We start from the raw sequence: 18,161 nt of genomic DNA, 5'->3' as shown, positions 1-18,161 counted from the left end.
GATTGTGCCGATTAACAAAGGCGCTTCCGAATGAAAGCGCCTCGAACATGAGAATACTAGTAACAAAGAGTCGCGCCAGTTTCCGGGCTGCAACCATTCCAGAAAGTCTTTTTGCAGATCATATTTTGTGGAGTTTTCCACTTGCCTTTAGCCATGCAGGATTGCCAGTAAGCGCTGTTGATATCCGAAGCCTGCGCATCGAAATCAGCAACAACAGCTTTCATCAAATCACGAGCTTGAGCTTGCGACATGTCCAATTTCTGCGCCATCAAAGCCAAAGAGTCTGAATCTGGAAGACGTCTCTTGCTGATGGCCTTGATGTCTTTCTCATTCAAACCAATTCTTGTAAACGAGTTCAAACCCTCTGTTGGAACTTTCGCAAAAGCTTCTTGAATTTGTTCAGCCGCTGCCAAACTTATTTGATGCCTTTGAGCGAATTCCACAGCTTCTGGATTTGTTCCCAAATCAATTTGCGTGTTGGCTTCGTAACAGCGATGTCTTCCGCATTCACGATAACGTGGAGGACGACGATCATGATGGTGACCATGGCCATGGTCGCTGGCACCAATGCCAATGCCGATGGCAACGCCGATAGCTCCTGCTGCAATATCCGAAGAGTCACAGCCTGTATTACAAAACATGGTAGTTATGAGAAGCCCTGATAAAATAATCTTCTTCATAGTGGTCCTTTCTTTTTTGAAGCGATGTCTCTTTGGCACCGCTCATTGAGCAAGTCCCCAAGAAAGCAATCTCAGTGCCAAAATAAAGCGCACCACTTCCAAAAGAATCAGGTTTGCGGAAAAATAATTTGATGCAGCGGAAGTACTTTAGATTGCGAATTTTAGCTGCGACGAGTCAGTTCGTGGGGATGCTTTCTTCTGTGATCCCAAGCGAACTCCGAGTCCCACCAGACGAACAGGAACTCCGCGACGGAGCCACGCTTTTTCAAGAAGACGTTCAAAATCTTGCAGCGTCGGAACATCATTATAAACTTCTTCATGAGTGGTCTGTTTGAAATCGAAGAACTTCAATTTCACAACGATTCCCTTGATACGATCTTGGTACTCGCCCTTTTCCAAGCGACGAATGAAGTCTTCATAAATAGGAGGAACGGTTTTCAAACATTCCTCCAAAGTTTGCAGATCTTTATTAAAAGTCTCTTCCACTGTCAGAGATTTACGCTCCCACTCCGTGACAACTTCGCGATGATCTTCGCCCCGAGCAAAGTCATAAAGCTCTTGGGCACGAGAACCAAACCAGTGTTGCAATTCCAAAACCGTGTACTTTTGAATATCACCACAAGTGAAAAGATCTAAGTCATGCATCTTTTGAGCTGTCACCTTGCCAACGCCGAAAATCTTTTCAACTGGAAGATCTTTAACGAAAGCCGCCACATCTTGAGGGCGAATCACAAACTGTCCGTTGGGCTTTTTCCAATCGCTGGCTATCTTCGCCAAAAACTTATTGGGTGCAATACCCGCGGAAGCTGTGAGATTGAGTTCTGTGTAAATCAAACGGCGGATTTCCTGCGCAATCAATGTCGCACTTCCACCGAATTGCTCACACTCGCTCACATCCAAGTAAGCTTCATCCAAAGACAAAGGCTCAATCTTGTTTGTAAATCTTTGAAGAATTTCGCGAACTTTGCGGCTTTCAGTTTTATATAAGTCGAAATGTGGAGGAACTAAAATAAGCTGTGGGCACAAACGCACCGCTTGTGAAGAAGGCATGGCGGAACGCACACCAAATTTGCGTGCTTCATAACTTGCTGTCGTTAAAACACTGCGTGTATTCGGAGGTCCGCCGATTCCCAAAGGTTTCCCCTTAAGTTCTGGGCGGTATTTCACCTCCACAGCCGCGTAAAAGCAGTCCATGTCGACATGAATAATCTTCTTCATTTACATATTATTTACATATCGAAATCAGAAAATCAAGTAGGATCTGCTTCCATCTCGACAGGAGCCTGGGCCTCGTCGGGGATTCCTTTTACTGGAACGAATTTAGCCGCGATCAATGCGTGAGCTTTTTCTGCAATCAGGCCTCGGTCGTCTTCTGGAGTCGTGTGGATTTGTTCCAAAAACTCGATTTCAGCCGTCACCGATTTCAAAGTCATTGTTTTCCACATCGACGTGACAAAAGGAATGTCACCATACCAACAAACATGATCGCGCCACTTCAAAGAAAATTCTTCGCCGTTAATTTCACGAAAGTTGATCACAACAGGTTGAATAGGAACGCCCGCTTGAGCCGCCGCCATCATCAAAGTTTTTTTGAAAGGCAAAACTCTTTCACCGTTCGTGGAGGTTGCTTCTGGATAAAGGACCACGCGGAAACCATTTTTCAGAGCGGAAACGATAGATTTCATTTCATCCAAAATTTTTGTACGACTGCGACGTTCGACGTAAATGCAACCGCCCATTTCCGTGAGTAAACCCAAGAAAGGAGTTTCACGCATCTCCGTCGAAGTCACAAAAAGCATCGGCATACACGTCGCTAAGGAAAGAATATCAACGAAGCCCATGTGATTACTGACGAGCAAAAACTTTTGGCCCTGAGCGGGCTTGTTGATCACCTTTAATTTTAGTCCGAGACCTTTGATCATCAAACCGCAGAAAAACCGCGTGTTGAGAGAGAAACGACGAAGGCGCTTTTCAGGATTGCGAATCACCCAATGGCACAGAAACGACCACACCAAAAAGCTCACGATCACAAGAACGAATAAAATAAATCTATAGACTCCGCGAAGTCCGGCTTGAAACTCTTCCACAGAGCCTATTTAAATCCCCTTGTCCTAAAATCGTCAAGAGATCCTTGCGGACAACCGAGGGCGCACTAATTGCAATCCACTTCGGCAATGTCGACGTAAAGGTTGCGTGCAAAGGCTCTGGCTTTTCCTTCGCCCATCAAGGTCGCGGCTAAATTTCCGCGAAGGATCGCTGAGCCACCACATTCAGTTTCAATAAGAACCTCTTGCTGTCCCAAGGATTTATTTACCTTGGAAGCTTGATCAATGGCTTCGACCTCAAGAATTTGTTTTACACCTTGGCTGCCGCTTTGAAGATTTCCAAATCCATGCGCGCTTTAGTTTGGGAGGGGTAAGCGCGAAGGCTGGCAAGTTGATGACTGTTAGACACCACAATCTTTTTTCCCGCCGCTGCTTTCAAGTTTAAAGCAAAAGTGCAAGAACCTCGGGCGACACGCTTGTCTTCTTCTTTTTTGAGATAAAGACCCGTTGGAATAACAAAACGCCCTTCACTGACTTCCGCCAATTCATGAGCCCCCACCGGAGTTTCACAAGAAGTCCCTGCGATTTCGACTGTTCCCAAGTTCAAAGCCTTCGCTTGAACGACAAAGAGAAAACTAGCTGCTAGAAACATAACGCCTTTACCCATAAATCCCCCTTTGTGATGGACTGGAGCTTTTTGCCACCAGACCAACCATCTGTAAACCTCTCTTCAAAGAAGGTGCCAGAGTCATTTTAGCCCGTCGTTAACATTCCGCTCGCTATTCCCGTCACGGTTTCTCGCAAAAGAGGAACATCTTGATCTTCAAGAGCCAGTAACTGCAAGACATTCAGTGGATGAATCAGTGGCGATCGCAATGAAATACTGGTTTCCAACCACGGACGATACCATAGCAGACTTTCTTCGCCCGTAATTTCTCTCACTGCATTTTGACAAGCGACAAATTCTTTTTCAAATCTGTCAGCAAAAGAGTCGGCCACGTCTTTAGGTAAACGCGAGGAGTGCAGATACAAAGAAAAAACATCGAGCTCGATTTTTTCTAAAGTGAACCCCAAAACTTTGATGTACGAGCGAAACAGAGAAGATTCTGCGAAGGCTTTTCCGTATCGAGCCTTCTCTTCTTTAGAAAGAGTCTGCCAAAAACTTCCTACACCCCACCAACTTGGGAATAAAGCCCGAGTCTGCGTCCAACACAAAACCCAAGGAATCGCACGCAAGCTTTTTATATTCACAGGCCCTTGCCGTTTCGCGGGACGGGACCCCATGCGCAGATCTTTCATAAAAGAATATGGCGTGGCCCACTCGATCAACTCTAAGAAATGGGGGTCTTTAAGCATCTCTCGATAAGCATTCTGAACAAAGTCGGAAAGCTTCAAAAGATCTTGTTCAATATTCTTTTTAGGTGGAACCGCGACCTTCTTTTCGGAACCTTGATCCCGAGCCGAGCAAAATCTTTCAAGCTGTCTTTGCAAAATTTCTGGAGCCGTGTAGTTTCGGTAAATCATTTCACCCTGGACAGTCACTTTCACAGTAGAAAGCGCTGAAGGCGGCCACCATTCTGTTTGTTCTTGAACAGAACCACCACCGCGCTCGACACTGCCGCCAGAACCATGAAAGAAAATAGGAATGAGACCATGTTTCTTAATAACGTTTTCAAGGTTTTGGATGGCCGAGTGAATAAGAAAACGAGAAGGAAATGAACCGTTTTCTTTCGCCGAATCAGAATACCCCAACATCACTTCCAGTTTTTCCGACCAGAAGTCTTTAATCAGTTTCCGACGTCGTGGACTTTTCAAAAATTCTTCGACGATGGATACAGAAGAGCTTAAAGCATGAGCGCTTTCAAAAAGAGGAACAACGGGCAAACGGGCCTTCCCTAAATATTTTTCAGCCAATGCGACACCGGCAACAATGTCTTTCGCTGATTCCGTTTGGCTTAAAACAAATCCACGGACATAAAATCTTGGATCATGTTCGGGAGAAATCTTGGAAAGCGTTTTAAGCATTCTTGAAATGGCAAAAGATGGCGGAGAACTCTTGAGGGCTTCATGAACTAAGTGACTGTCTTCGCGAAGCTCCAAGGGAACAACCAGTCCCGGAAAGATCTTCATGAAAACTCTAATTTCATGAAGAGTCGGCGATTCCACCGTAAAGCACGTTTTATAGTGTTTCGCCAATTTATCCATGGATTCCCTAAAGGAATGGACTCGATGAGAGTCTCCATGGCGGATCTTTTTTATTTTTGTCAGATGCTGTTTTGTTTTTTTTGATTGCACCAGAAGTGCTTGGACTTTCTTTTTATTTTCTTCCGAAGACCGCGCCAGAGGCTCTAAGTCCGCAAGATACTCTTGAAACTTCGCCTGCAACCACCTCAACAAGAAGTTTCGCGCCATTTGCAAACTGCCCAGCATCGTCTTTTCATCAACACCAGGATGGCCGTCTTTATCTCCTCCCACCCAAGTGCGAATATAAAATGGCAGCTTCTGTTTTCTCTGATCAATAAAAACTTGCAGTATTTCTTTCTGTAAAGCCAACGAGTAAATATACTCGGCCTCGTCCATCACAGAGGGTTTACGCTGCTTGGACATCGGAATGCGCCACACCCATTTGATAAGAACACGCAAATCTTGAAGGTTTTGGTCTTCTGGATTTTCGAGTTGTTTTTCTAAAAGAGTTTGGATCTTTTTAAAATAGTAAATGATATCCGGGTTTCTAGATTCAGTAGGATGCGCCGTCAAAACGTGGATGATTCGACCATAGATGTGACTCTCTTCCGATCGCGCTTCCTTAAACTCCGCTTTTAAGCGCGACGTGCGATAAGCCGCCTCACAGGAATTAATAAGCTCCAGCATCAATGAAAAAGAATGAGCAATGTAATAGCGATCTTGTGAAGATAAATAGGACAGCTCTTCTTTGAGCTTGAGAAGCCCCTGAAGAGTTTGTCCTTCCGACGATTTCACATGACGGCGAATATTTTCTATGCGCTGAAACCCATCTTGGCCCAATTCTGATTCGATCACTCGACCGAGTTCACTCACTGACCAATCGACAAGACTTGTAAGTTCCTTGGGAAGTGTTTGTGCCATACTTTAAACCGCGGGTTTGAGAATGGAGATTCTTTGCTCTTTTTTAAAGAAATCCCGCCATGGGTCCACTTTGCGAGTCTTAAGATGTTCGTAGGCGTTCTTGAGAGTAAAAATATCCGGACTCTTGATCTTTTTTAAATCTTCCCAAGCAACTGGCATAGCGACGGCACTGATATCTTTTGCTCTTAAAGAGTAAGGCACAACCGCAGTTGCTCCCCGGCCGTTCCTGAAATAATCGATAAAGATTTTTTTACCGCGATGCTGTTTCGACATAGTGACGACATACTGTCCCGGATGTCGCGCCACCATTTCATGACCAATTGTTTTTGCAAAACTCTTGATTTGATCCCAACTGTAAAGAGGCGCCACAGGAACATGTACGTGCAGCCCTTTGCCTCCCGTCACCTTCACGAAACTTTTAAGATCTATGTCCTCGAGAATTTTTCGAATCTCTAAGGCTGCATCGACAACGCTCAACCAGGTAACGCCGGGTCCTGGGTCTAAGTCTAAAACAATTTGATCAGGATGTTCGATGTTATCACTATGACATCCCCACGCATGCAATTCAAAAGCACGCATTTGCGACAAAGATAAAAGCCCCTCTTTAGAATCAATGGTGAGATAAGATTTCGGACCACTTTTCTCGCGAATTGTGACAGGAATAATATCCACGGGAATTTTTCCAGATATATGTTTTTGAAAGAAACAATTCTTAGTCGTCCCTTCCGGACATCTTAAAAGAGCCAAGGGTCTGTCAGATATGTGCGGCAAAATAAAGGGCGCTATATCTTGATAGTACCGAGCGACTTCAATTTTTGTAATGCCCTCTTTTTTATAAAGAACCTTGGTAGGATTCGAGAGCGAACGCAGCTCTGGAATTTCCTGGGGCACTTTGGCAATTTTTGATTTCTTCTTTGACCCTCCAAAAGCTTTGATGGGTTTAGGCTTTTCTATATGAATTTCTTCCGCCGGTTTATCCTCACGCAGACCGTGAAAGACCGCCGTTCGCAATTGCTCATCCGCAGTCCAATTGGCAAATGTAATATCGGCCACAAGTTCCGGTTTCACCCAATGAAGACCTTTGCCTTTGGGTTCCTTCAGTTGAAAGGGCGACTTTTTCGACTCCAACTTTTTTAGTTTTCTTAAAACTTCCACCGCAGACTTTTCCGTAAACCCCGTTCCCGATCGTCCGATATATTTTAGCTTGTCTCCGTCATACACTCCTAACAACAAAGCTCCAAATCCTGCTCTGGAGCCCTGGCCTTCGGCATACCCGCCGATAATGAACTCTTGATGCATTTTGCATTTAGTTTTAACCCACGAGCCACTGCGCGCTGAAGTGTAAGGGCTTTCACGATCTTTGGAAATCAAGCCTTCTAAATTGTACGAACAAGCCGCTTTAAACAAAGCCTCGGCATGCCCTTCAATGTGATCGCTATAGCGGATTAATGGATGCTTTAGTAAGTGGACGATTTTCTCTAGCTGATGCTTGCGTTCATGCAAAGGAAGATCGCGATGATCTTCGCCATCCAGAAAGAGCAAATCAAAAACATAATAAACCAAACGACTCATGTCGTTTTCTTTCAAAGCATTTTGCAACTTTTGAAAATCGGTGCGCCCGTCTTTATCAAGCCAAACAATTTCACCATCGATGATGGCATTTTTAACTGGCAATTCATGAAGGGCTTTGGCAATGGCTGGATATCTCTTAGTCCAATCAAGGCCGCCACGGGTATAAAGAGTCACCTTGCCATTCTCAAAGTGCGTTTGAGTTCGATAGCCGTCAAATTTAGTTTCATGAACCCACTTTTCTCCCTCGGGAGGTTCTTTGGCGAGTTCCGCGAGTTCAGGGGCGATAAACTGAGGTAATTTTCTAACTCGCTTTGTTGCTTTCGCGGGTTCTTCCTCCTCTTCAGGAGCCGCATATTCATCCGTCCTTTTAATCAAAAGCCATTGCGATTTTTTGCCAGCACTTCGTTGGGTTTTGATGAGCATCCAATGGCCGTGCAGTTTTTTTCCCTTCAGTTTAAATTCAAGATGTCCTTTTTTTAAACCCGCACGCGCGCTCCCGATGGGTTCCCACGTCCCCGTATCCCAAATATAAACTCGTCCGGCGCCATATTGACCTTTGGGAATGACCCCTTCAAAAGTTCCATAGGAAAGAGGATGATCTTCCACTTCCACCGCCAGACGCTTTGTTTGCGGGTCCATGGATGGTCCTTTGGGGACGGCCCAGCTTTTTAAAACACCATTAAGTTCCAAGCGAAAATCGTAATGCAGATGCGAGGCATGATGTTCTTGCACAACGAACATCAGAGGAGCGCTCTTGCCTTTTTTCTTTTTGGGCATTGAGCGCGGCTCCGGTGTTTTTTTGAAATCCCGTTTCTTAATGTACTCGCGAAGAGGCATGACTTACTCTCCTTGCAGGGGCCCGAGTTTTCTTGGCTTGACGAGACTCAATACTCTTCCGTAAAAGTGGAAGCAAATCGACCACGTTAGAAGACTCTTCGATTCTTTCTTCTTTAACGGGCTCTTCAACGTATTTGCCTTTGCCTTGTTTAACTTTGGCTTGGATTCTTTTCATAATATCTTCGTAGTAAGTGTCTTTGTACTTATCCGGCTTCCATTTCGCCGTCATACCTTTGATAAGATCTTCCGCCATTTTTAGTTCACGCGGAGAGAACTTCACGTTCTTATTTACCTCATAAAGATAATCAACTTCATCCACTTCTTTTACTTCGTGAGCAAAACGCAAAATCTCCAGAATTAGGTAATCCCCCCGAGGCATGATCATTGCGAGATGCTGCTTAGTGCGAATAACAATCTTGGCAATAGCCACCTTTCTTGTATGTTCTAATGCCTCACGCAAAAGGAAATAACCTTTCTCTGCGCCCTTCTGAGGAGCGAGATAATAAGGCTTTTCAAAAAGCATGGTGTCGATTTCGTCGATCAAAACAAAGTCTTCGATATCAATAGATTTGGTGGCTTTGACGTTGGCTCTTTCAAAGTCGGCATCGGACATAATCACGTATTGTCCTGACTTGTATTCGTAACCCTTGACGATCCGTTTATACGGAACTTCTTTTCCCGTTTTCGCATTGATCTTTTGGTATTTGATATGCGCGAGATCTTTTTCATCAAGCAAAGAAAAGTGCAGCTCTTTAGTCTGCTGAGCGCTTTGCAAGGTTACAGGAATATTTAGAAGACCAAAACTGATGGAGCCCTTCCAGATATTTGAACGCATATCCCCTCCTACCCTGAGGAAAGGGTAGATGGGAATATGGAGGGACACCAAATGAAGACGGACATTCTGATAAAATTCAGTTCAGTCCGTCGTGTGAGAAATCAAAAACTATACTTCAGTCGCAGAATCCAACTTGAACTTCTTCCAAAGAGTTCTGTTGAGATCTTCGCGCTGAAGGATGGTCAGGAAGTCGATGCATTGGAATTCTTGATCCCACGCAGGCTCCCCGCCAATCGAAGCTCCGATTTTCAAGTAAGCACGGCAAAGAGGTGGAAGAAGTTCCTCGGCCTGGGCTCTCTGAGTCTCCGTGAGAGGGCTTCGGACTTCATCCATAAAATAATTCAACATCGGCATCGTAAACTTCAAAGTCGGACGAGTGCGATATCCAGTCAGAATACGACCTTCCTCTTCAAAGTAACGAGTCAAAAGAGCCGCATCGCGAGGATCATCGGTTTTCACCGTCGCACAACCAAAAAGCATCTTTGCTTCACTGGCTGCCATGTATTCAGCGATACCTCTCCACAAAAGTGAAATCAAAACACCTCTGCGGAAGTCTTTATGAATGCACGCGCGCCCCAACTCCAGCTTCACACCGGGTTGTTGCATGATCGTGGACATCATAAATTCCTTGGCAGAGTAAAAATTCTGAGTGAACAACGAGCAATTCAAACGATAAGTACCAATAATACGATTGCTGCGTTTTTCTTTGATAATCAGGTGATCACAGTCAAAGTCGAATTCATCGACATCAACCCCGTGAGGAGCCTTTTTACCCATCATCTCTTTGTGAAAGACTTCAAAGCGCAAAGCCAAGGCTTCTTTAAGTTCTTCCACATTCGTGACAGTTTTAACCTCGAAAGGTCCCACCTCAGAGCGGATTTCAATTTTAGCTCTGAACTTGTGGATGCGATTGAGTCGCAATTGGTAAAAGGATTGAAGGTTCAAAGATACTTTCTCAAGACTGGCGTAAGCTAGTGTGTTGATCATAAGGCCCCTCCCCTTGTGGTCAACATCAGTGTAGCTATCTTTACAAATCGGAATTGTCAGAAGTGTCTTAAGATTGTGTTCGAAATGAGTTTGGAATCTTAGAGGATGAGCGACGCTGCTTTGTTCAAGCGGTCAAAAAGTGATTCCCAACGTTCCCCATCCTGGTGAGCTTCGCGGTAAAACAGGATGCAGTCAGGACCTTGGGCTGCAACTTCCCGCAATTTTCCGTAAAACTCGCGGGTCGCTAGCAATGGATCTTCAGAAAGCTTTAAGATCGCCTGTTTGTGAATGCCACCTTGGGGCTTGATGATCTTGATACTTTCAATTTCATCGGGAAGCTGGCCGATCTTCTCGTTCACTTCCTTTAAAACACTTTCCGGACTGCGATTGATATCCGTACAGACGATCAAAGGAACCGGCGGCATATAGTGGTGTTTCATATGCCCTGGTGATTCGCGCTTATCAACTTGTTCGATAAACTCAAAAGTAAAACCTTTTTCAGACAAAACTCGCGCAATGTCAGATTTCAGGATGTGTCCACGACGTAAAATAGAAAGTGCAATTTTATCTGGAAGGTGACGAACAAGTAAAACTGTCGATTCAATTCCGATTTGGCAATCTCCGCCATCTAGAACAAAGACATTTTCATTTCTAAATTCTACACGAACGTGACCTGCTGATGTTGGAGACGTACGACCAAACTTATTCGCACTTGGAGCCGCCAAAGGCACGCCCACTTCCCGCAAAAGCTCTAAAGCCATCGGATGATTCGGCATGCGAATACCCACCGAGTCCAAGCCCGAAGTGATCATCAAGTTCACAGAAGGGTCGCGAGGCAAAATCAAAGTCAAAGGCCCCGGCCAAAAAACTTCAGCCAAAGCCTGAGAAGCCGGTCCCCAATACGCCGTCACTTTTTTAGCTTGTTCAATGGAGGCCACATGCACGATCAAAGGATCAAAGAACGGACGCTCTTTCGTCGTAAAGATCTTTTCGATGGCCGAGGGAATATCAATACGGGCTGCTAAACCATAAACGGTCTCTGTCGGGAGGCCAATCACGCCTCCCTCATCCAATACCTGTTTTGCCTTTTTTAGAGCCTCGTTCGGTGACATCATCTAAGTCTTTTACAATAACTCGGCTCACAAGGAAAGAAATCAAAGCCCTTTCATTACAACTATTTCGTCCAGATAGCTCCGAAACGAGTTCCATTTCGATAGCCTTGAACTTTCCAGATATAAAATCCGTTATTGGAGTGCTCGTTGTATTTTTGTTGGTACTGATTGGCTGAAAGATTAAACCACGTCGACCAAGCACCCGGTTTTTTCATCCAAACACTTCCGTATCTTTCTCCCCAAGGAAGAGCCGCTGCATTGAAACTCGTCGTGCGCCATCCTTGCGCCCACAGCTCGTCAAACTTTTGCTGATAAGCGGGCTGAGTCAGATTGTACCAGAGATTAAATCCTTGTCCGTCTTTGACGAAAATAGCACCGTGGCGACGCTGTCCACTGACGGTATATGAAACATGATCTTCAACTCGATAGCCTTGATGTTCGACAAGGTCAGTCCACTTCGCTTGAAAATCGGCATCCGTCATATTGATCCAAGTGTAATAACCTTCTCCCGCAGTCTTTTTCCAAATGGCCGTGAATCGTGGAAGACCATTTGATCCCACTTCCACTTGCAGTTCACGAGGACGCAAGCCTTGATTTCCATAAGTATTAAACCACTGATCAAATTCTTGTGACGTTAAATATCCACGCACAGCCCAGGGAAGTTTCACAAACTCATTGAACGATCCTGCCGCTCGCACTTCACTTCCCGCGCGATAGACGCTAAGGGTTTGTGGCCCCAATCCCATATTCGGGTAATAACTAAAATAGAACTTGTAAAGCTCCCAACTGATATTGTGAAAATCCGGGAAATACGGCGCAAAGAAGCGAGGATAATCAATCTGCTTCATCAACGCATAACAACCCGTATTCACCTTTTCGTAGACGCCAAAGGAATCCACAAAAACCCATTCTCCTGTTGTTTTTGGATTGGGTGCAGCGAGCATAAAATGCAGATGATTATTAGCTCTGATTTTATTAGAAGGAGTGCCGTCATTTTTTAAACCGTTGCCGGCACCTCCAGCTCCGGTGTTACCCGCTTTGCCGATGAACTGCCCCATCTTGACCCAGTCTCCGACCTTCACGGCAATAGTGTGAGATTCTTGCCCCCAATATAATTTGTCCGAATTGTTTTTTGCAAAGCGAGCATATTTCGCCCAATTGTCGTTGGCATCGGGATCCGGTGGAACCATTGCACGGGCTGCCGTGAGATCATGGGTATAGCCATCGCGCAGGTGCATATAAATAGTGCGATACTTCGATCCATCTTTTGCCGTGTGCTCGATAATCACAGTATTTCCAAACCAGTTGTCCCACAATTTTGTGACCACTCTTCCTGGCGCCGCCGCCAGCACATCAAACGTCACATCTTTACCAAGTTGCACGGTCTCTCTCCAGGAATCTATGCCGGAGTGTTCTCCTCCGTTGTCATAATGCCAGCCCTGACCCAAAGAAACTTGCGACCCATCGTAGGGCAGAAAGAATGCCATACGCGCCACTTGTTTTTTTGCCCACGTACGAGACGCCGCTTCCGTTCCAAAAACGGGTCTCGTGCCTTTGTAATTGACGTCTTTTTTGTTGTGGCCATCATAGATCGTATAATAACAGCAGTCCGAAGCCACTTTAGGTGTAACACAAACTGCATGTGGCTGAGGCAGATCAGGCTCTTCAACATGAGGAGTCTGTGCCCGAGGCGCATAGGGTGAATGGTCCTCGTACAAAATATCAGGTCCGTTATAAATTCTGACTTCTTGAGCCGCCAAAACTCCTTTGGATACAAATAGCAAGACTATGAAAAACATTTTCGCGAGATGCATGATTCCCTCCAAAGTCATTACGATAGGAGGGACCTAAGAGAGTGACTAGGTCGCAAAATAAATCTGATGAAAAAACAAAAGGAAACTTGGTCAACGACAAAGCTTGGAATTAGAATCCGAACTTTCGCATCAACTTTGAGATCAAAGATTTCTTTTCAGGAACAAGAAGTTCCAGTTCACCAAGTATTTCTTTGCGCTGGTACTTACGGGCCGCTTGCAACGGAGTCAGATTGTCGAACTCAGAAAGCAATTGCGGATTAGCACCATTTTTTAAAAGATAGCGCGCAATTTCGATGTGGCCTGCGATGATACTCGCGACCAGTGCTGTGGAAAGGATTTCGGGATGTTGATAGTTGGGATTAACGCCGTTTTTGATATGATACTTCACCAGTTCAAGGTCACCTGATTGAGCGGCCCCGTACATTTCCTTCCAATCTCCTGCAGACACCCAAAACCTCCGCGTTCATAAATGGGTCTAGGAAAGTATATGCGCCAAAACTCTTTTAGAGCACATAGCAACCGTCAACTCAGCCTTTGGTCCAAATCGAAGATGTCAGGACTCATCGAAACCTCACTTTCTGTTTAGAGTTAAGAAAAGGTAAATACTTAAATTTAAAGGGGTATCACTTGAAAATAATTTCGTTACTCGCACTGACCATTTTTCTTGCGTCGTGTGTGACAAATCAAAACTCTGCTCAGGTTCCTCCAACTACCAATCCACCAGTTGCGAATGTTGAATCTCAACCCGCAAAAAACATTCGAACTCCTTCGACATCCGGCGATCTTACTGGAGCTTACCTAGGTGAAGCGCTTTTTTCAAAACGCACAGAGGGACTTCGTCGTCCGGCGATGCGCTTTTACTTGGATCGCGTTCAAGGTGAAGCCGATAGTTATTATGGAGTTCTTGTTGAGTATGATCAGTTGTTAAACATGGGACTTCCCTACTTAGCGAGCCAAAAAGCACCTTTCTTTAATAAAGTTATTGGTTACCTTGATAAGATTGCGACTCGCATCTCTGCTTACAAACTTGTTCCGGGCTCAAAGGGAGGCACGTACAATATGCACAATTTAGAAGTGCATAATGGACAAATCGTACCTTCATCAGCAGTCGTTATGACACTTAATTTGAATCCTAAAAATACAGAGAAAAATCTTCTCGCAGGAGCCGTGATCAATGGAAACCGTGAAGGACAAATTGTTTTCCCAACGGCTACAAAAGAAAAACAAGGATTTATTGCTGGTATTGCCGACGCTCTTAGCTTCACACAATACGAACTAGCTAAAACTGTCTATAAGAAAGGTCACTTAGGTTCCACATGGCGCGGAAACTGGAATGATCTTGAAGGCTCTTACTTGTCAGAATACGGCCGCTTCAAAGACGGTGTCCTTGAACTGTATTCCGTCAACGGACAAGCCAAAGCAAAATTCGTAAAAACAAATACGACAAAAGCGAAGTACTTCACGAATCCTAAATCTGCAAACATTGAGGGTGACTATGTTGTGACTGAGCCTATCCCTAAAATGTATGTTCTAGTGCCGACGCAAAGAAAGAACACGGCGAGTGACGTTGAAATGACAGGTCGAATTGGTTTGTTCTTGGACGTTTTCGACGGCTCAGCTCCGGAAGCCGGAAGCCACCTTGTAACAGAACTTGCTTTCACAAACCCGCAAGACCCTGAAGATTTCATGATGTACTACGAACATCCGGAACATCTTAAAAATGTCGGCGTAGAACCGAAGAAATAAAGTTCACAAGTAAAACTGAATGAATAAAAAAGGGGGGATCAAAAAATCCCCCTTTTTCTTTTTTAGGTTTATTGATTTTAGAGCCGTTGAACTACGGTCTTAATTGGTGACGGAAGAAGATTCCATCATCGCCAAACTCCGAGGCGATAAATTCGGATGTCGAAACAATATCAGCAACATGTTCGGATTCTTTTAAAAAGCCTTTCACGTTCTCGGGCTTGTAGTTTGCGTAGTTAAACTTCGCGTATTTCTCAGGAGCTATATAGATTTGATAAATCGTTGTGCCTTCGCGGATCTTCATAAAGTCATCTCGGACTTCGTGTTCCTCGGAAGAAAACTTAAGACTCGGGTCAGGAACAAAGAAAATCTGTCTGGGTGCCACGACCTCTTGAAGTTTTTCACCGTGGGCATTGATACCCGCCATATCTTTTGCCAAGAGTTCTTCCGGATACGTCGTCACTTTATTAAAGACCCTGTGGACTAGCTTTTGTCCAAAGGAAGTTCCGATGGGAACTATATTAGACATCGGATGACTGAAGAAATTGAAGTTCTTCCCCTGCCCATCTAATGAAACCAACGCCGAAACGTTCGCACTATAAATACCGTCTCTTAAAACTTTCAACGCAAGTCCCGGTGCCACCGGCATGCTTCCAGTCGCCTTGTATGTTAAGGACAAACGAAGGAAAGCGCAGTCAGCTCCTTGGAAGATTCCAGTATACTTACTGTTATGCGGAACAATTTTAACTTTGGCGATAGCTCCGCGCCCGTGAAGATATTTTTTCCAACCTGCCGGAGCAAAATCCGAATAGTTTTTCCCTTTGATACTGATTTCCTGTTTGCTAAGAGCTAGAAGTTGAAAGAAACCAAACTTACGATACTCAGGAAGTTCTTTATGAGTTGTCGCTCGCACTTTTTCCCAAAGAATGTCCTGCTTTTCGCAGGCTCTTAAAGATTCGTAGTTGTTGGGAACAGAGGCGGGCTCGCGAGAAACTTGCGGCTCCACCACAGAATCTACAAGAACGTAAGTCAGTAGTCCGCATGCCAGAACTCCGAAGAATCCGACAAAAAGAACATTTCTCATTTTCATTCATCCTCCGCTGCTCTTTAACATAGTAGCAGGAGTCGGATTTCTTGGTCATGAGACTCTTTTTGTCACTAGACTAGACCCACCTTGGTCGAGTCTAGGTGCTCGTCTCAGGTCCGTCTTCACAAAGACTGTTACTAATCATAAGAAATCCTAAATATACTTGGAATGTGAGTTTAAATTAATTTTTTCGAAATAAGTTACGCCCAAAAAATTATGTAATAAGGAGTTTACATGAAAAGAAGGATTCCTATTGCCCTGGCTGTCGTCAGTCAGGTGCTAGCATCTTGCACCCACGCACCTCCAAGTACACCAAGTGAGCAAGAGCCTGTCGCAAATTTTCAGCAACAAACAAGAACGCCAAGTTCAACTTTGGCTGATACACCTTGGACGACGTGGTCTGAGAAAGGACAAGTCGGTGGTCTGATTGTTCTTAAAGGGATCCGCGACAACTTGTTTAAAAACAATCTTCACGATCCTCATGTGAACTATTCCGGATATACTCCCGTTGATTGCTCTAAAATTAATGCAAATTTTAGAACGGCTGATGGAACCTGCAATGACATTAAGAATCCTCATATGGGAGCCGCTGGCGTTGCCTTCGGAAGAAACGTAGGCCCTGAATTTATCGACAAAGACGCCGCAGAAAAATTAATGTCTCCAAATCCGGCTCTTGTTTCAAAAGAGTTCTTCACTCGCGATGAATTCAAGCCCGTTCCTTTCTTGAACATGATTGCGGCATCTTGGATTCAATTCATGAATCACGATTGGCTTACGCATGGACCAAACATGGAAGGCAATCCGCACGTTGTAAAAACGGCCCATGGCGAAGTTACTGTCGACAAAACAAAAGAAAATCCAACAAGTCCTCATCAATACAAGCATGAATTCGGAAAAGTAACTCTGAATGATGCGACTCACTGGTGGGATGGATCGCAAATCTACGGTAGTAATCAATCAGAACAAAACAATGTAAGATCTTTCTCACGCGGCAAAATGCGTACTGCAATGGTTAACGGCAGAGAACTTCTTCCAAAAGACGAAACTCTCAACGTGACTAACAACAGACAAAGCCGCGGTTATGAGGTCACAGGTTTTAAAGACAACTGGTGGGTTGGTCTCAGCATGTTGCACACTCTTTTCGTGAAAGAGCATAACGCCATTGCTGATATGTTGATGAACAAGCACGTGACTTACAATGCGAACACGAAAATGTTCACATGGAAAAATGGTAAGGACGTGAAGGTTTTGGACGAGAAAGGTCTTGATCAACAAATCTTCCAGACAGCTCGTCTTATCAACACAGCGATTCTTGCAAAAATCCACACAGTTGAGTGGACTCCGGCGATCTTACCTAATAACACTCTTAGAAAAGCCATGTTCACAAACTGGTACGGGCTTGCAAATCCAAACACTTGGTCGAAGTTCCTTAAAAAGATCCCTGTGCTAAATAAAACAGACTGGTTCAGCGGAACAAATTCAGGTTACTTGCTCGGCGGCGTTGTTGGCGATAAAACAAACAACTTCGGTGTTCCATTCAGCATCACTGAAGAGTTCACGTCTGTTTACAGACTTCACTCATTGTTGCCAGAGAAATTGAACTTCAAATCTTTGAACAACAAATCTCAAGTTGAAGCCGTGGACTTTGCAGACACGAGAAATGAAAAGAGTTATTCAGTTATGGCTAGCCATGATTTGAAAGACCTTTACTACTCTTTCGGTACGCAACTTCCAGGTCAGTTGGTGCTTAACAACTTCCCTAAATTCATGCAAGAGCTGACCATCCCTGGTCACGGCGTGATGGATTTGGGAATGGTTGATATCATCAGAGACCGCGAAAGAGGCGTTCCTCGTTACAATCAATTCAGAAGAGCTATTGGTTTGAAACCTATTGCTTCATACAGAGATTTCTTCCCACCAAGCAAAAATCTGGATGACAGACAAATGAAGGTTCTTCAAAAGTTCTATAAAGTGTATGGCAAAGACAAAGATGGCAACGACAACGTTGAAATGATCGACCTTTTGGTTGGAACATTGTCAGAAGAAGTACGTCCTAAGAACTTTGGATTTGGTGAAACTCAATTCCAAATCTTTATCTTGATGGCGTCTCGCCGTTTGATGTCCGACAAGTTCTTTACTTCACACTACAGAAAAGAATACTACACAAAAGCTGGACTTGATTACATTGACGACGAAGGAACTTTGGCTCAAGTGATCGTAAGACACATGCCTGAGCTAGCTCCTCAAGTAAAAGGTTTGGAAACAGCTTTCCAACCTTGGAACAAATAATCAGATCTTAGAAATAAGAAAACAAAAAAGGAGAAGGACCCCCTTCTCCTTTTTT

15 protein-coding genes are annotated in these 18,161 nt (G+C 44.5%); 2 read left to right on the top strand and 13 right to left on the bottom strand.

Annotated features, from left to right (window positions below; genetic code table 11):
• Nucleotides 1–56: 56 nt before the first annotated feature.
• The 12 genes from ACL934_RS02000 to ACL934_RS01945 all read right to left on the bottom strand — a co-directional run bounded on the left by ACL934_RS02000 (nucleotide 57) and on the right by ACL934_RS01945 (nucleotide 13,435).
• Nucleotides 57–680, bottom strand: a complete 624-nt coding sequence (locus tag ACL934_RS02000; protein ID WP_374077188.1) for a hypothetical protein — start codon at nucleotides 678–680, stop codon at nucleotides 57–59.
• Nucleotides 681–827: 147 nt separating this feature from the next.
• Nucleotides 828–1,898 (bottom strand): DNA polymerase IV, encoded by a 1,071-nt coding sequence (dinB, locus tag ACL934_RS01995; protein ID WP_374077186.1) that lies wholly within the window; start codon nucleotides 1,896–1,898, stop codon nucleotides 828–830.
• Between the two features lie 32 nt (nucleotides 1,899–1,930).
• On the bottom strand, nucleotides 1,931–2,767 hold the full coding sequence (locus tag ACL934_RS01990; protein WP_374077185.1) for a lysophospholipid acyltransferase family protein: 837 nt from the start codon (nucleotides 2,765–2,767) through the stop codon (nucleotides 1,931–1,933).
• Between the two features lie 65 nt (nucleotides 2,768–2,832).
• Complete coding sequence (locus ACL934_RS01985; RefSeq protein WP_413612961.1) at nucleotides 2,833–2,982, bottom strand: hypothetical protein; 150 nt, start codon at nucleotides 2,980–2,982, stop codon at nucleotides 2,833–2,835.
• A 53-nt stretch (nucleotides 2,983–3,035) separates the two neighbouring features.
• Nucleotides 3,036–3,392 (bottom strand): hypothetical protein, encoded by a 357-nt coding sequence (locus tag ACL934_RS01980; protein ID WP_413612960.1) that lies wholly within the window; start codon nucleotides 3,390–3,392, stop codon nucleotides 3,036–3,038.
• A gap of 86 nt (nucleotides 3,393–3,478) precedes the next feature.
• On the bottom strand, nucleotides 3,479–5,830 hold the full coding sequence (locus ACL934_RS01975) for a phosphoenolpyruvate carboxylase (RefSeq protein WP_374077181.1): 2,352 nt from the start codon (nucleotides 5,828–5,830) through the stop codon (nucleotides 3,479–3,481).
• Nucleotides 5,831–5,833: 3 nt separating this feature from the next.
• The gene (gene ligD / locus ACL934_RS01970) at nucleotides 5,834–8,239 is read right to left on the bottom strand and encodes a DNA ligase D (protein WP_374077179.1); all 2,406 of its coding nucleotides are present in this window, start codon (nucleotides 8,237–8,239) and stop codon (nucleotides 5,834–5,836) included.
• Entirely contained in the window at nucleotides 8,217–9,074 is an 858-nt protein-coding gene (locus ACL934_RS01965; RefSeq protein WP_374077177.1) for a Ku protein, read from the bottom strand. Before ACL934_RS01965 ends, ligD begins: the two co-directional genes overlap by 23 nt.
• Nucleotides 9,075–9,182: 108 nt before the next feature.
• Nucleotides 9,183–10,061: a GNAT family N-acetyltransferase gene (locus ACL934_RS01960; protein ID WP_374077176.1), complete on the bottom strand. Its 879-nt coding sequence runs from the start codon at nucleotides 10,059–10,061 to the stop codon at nucleotides 9,183–9,185.
• Nucleotides 10,062–10,159: 98 nt separating this feature from the next.
• Nucleotides 10,160–11,176 (bottom strand): L-threonylcarbamoyladenylate synthase, encoded by a 1,017-nt coding sequence (locus tag ACL934_RS01955; protein ID WP_374077175.1) that lies wholly within the window; start codon nucleotides 11,174–11,176, stop codon nucleotides 10,160–10,162.
• Between the two features lie 59 nt (nucleotides 11,177–11,235).
• On the bottom strand, nucleotides 11,236–12,987 hold the full coding sequence (locus tag ACL934_RS01950; RefSeq protein WP_374077173.1) for a hypothetical protein: 1,752 nt from the start codon (nucleotides 12,985–12,987) through the stop codon (nucleotides 11,236–11,238).
• A gap of 109 nt (nucleotides 12,988–13,096) precedes the next feature.
• The gene (locus tag ACL934_RS01945) at nucleotides 13,097–13,435 is read right to left on the bottom strand and encodes an ankyrin repeat domain-containing protein (protein WP_374077171.1); all 339 of its coding nucleotides are present in this window, start codon (nucleotides 13,433–13,435) and stop codon (nucleotides 13,097–13,099) included.
• Between the two features lie 179 nt (nucleotides 13,436–13,614).
• On the opposite strand from ACL934_RS01945, the gene ACL934_RS01940 reads away from it, so the two are divergent.
• Entirely contained in the window at nucleotides 13,615–14,733 is a 1,119-nt protein-coding gene (locus ACL934_RS01940) for a hypothetical protein (protein WP_374077169.1), read from the top strand.
• 91 nt (nucleotides 14,734–14,824) lie between these two features.
• Here ACL934_RS01940 and ACL934_RS01935 read toward each other — a convergent pair whose 3' ends face one another.
• A complete protein-coding gene (locus ACL934_RS01935; RefSeq protein ID WP_374077167.1) occupies nucleotides 14,825–15,820 on the bottom strand; it encodes a hypothetical protein in 996 nt (331 codons plus the stop codon).
• A 231-nt stretch (nucleotides 15,821–16,051) separates the two neighbouring features.
• On the opposite strand from ACL934_RS01935, the gene ACL934_RS01930 reads away from it, so the two are divergent.
• The gene (locus ACL934_RS01930) at nucleotides 16,052–18,106 is read left to right on the top strand and encodes a peroxidase family protein (RefSeq protein WP_374077165.1); all 2,055 of its coding nucleotides are present in this window, start codon (nucleotides 16,052–16,054) and stop codon (nucleotides 18,104–18,106) included.
• Nucleotides 18,107–18,161 lie beyond the last annotated feature (55 nt).

It is taken from the genome of Bdellovibrio sp. HCB-110 (assembly GCF_047323225.1).
Lineage (GTDB): Bacteria > Bdellovibrionota > Bdellovibrionia > Bdellovibrionales > Bdellovibrionaceae > Bdellovibrio.
Note: the sequence above shows the minus strand (reverse complement) of the source record. Positions and strands in the feature narration are given on the sequence as shown.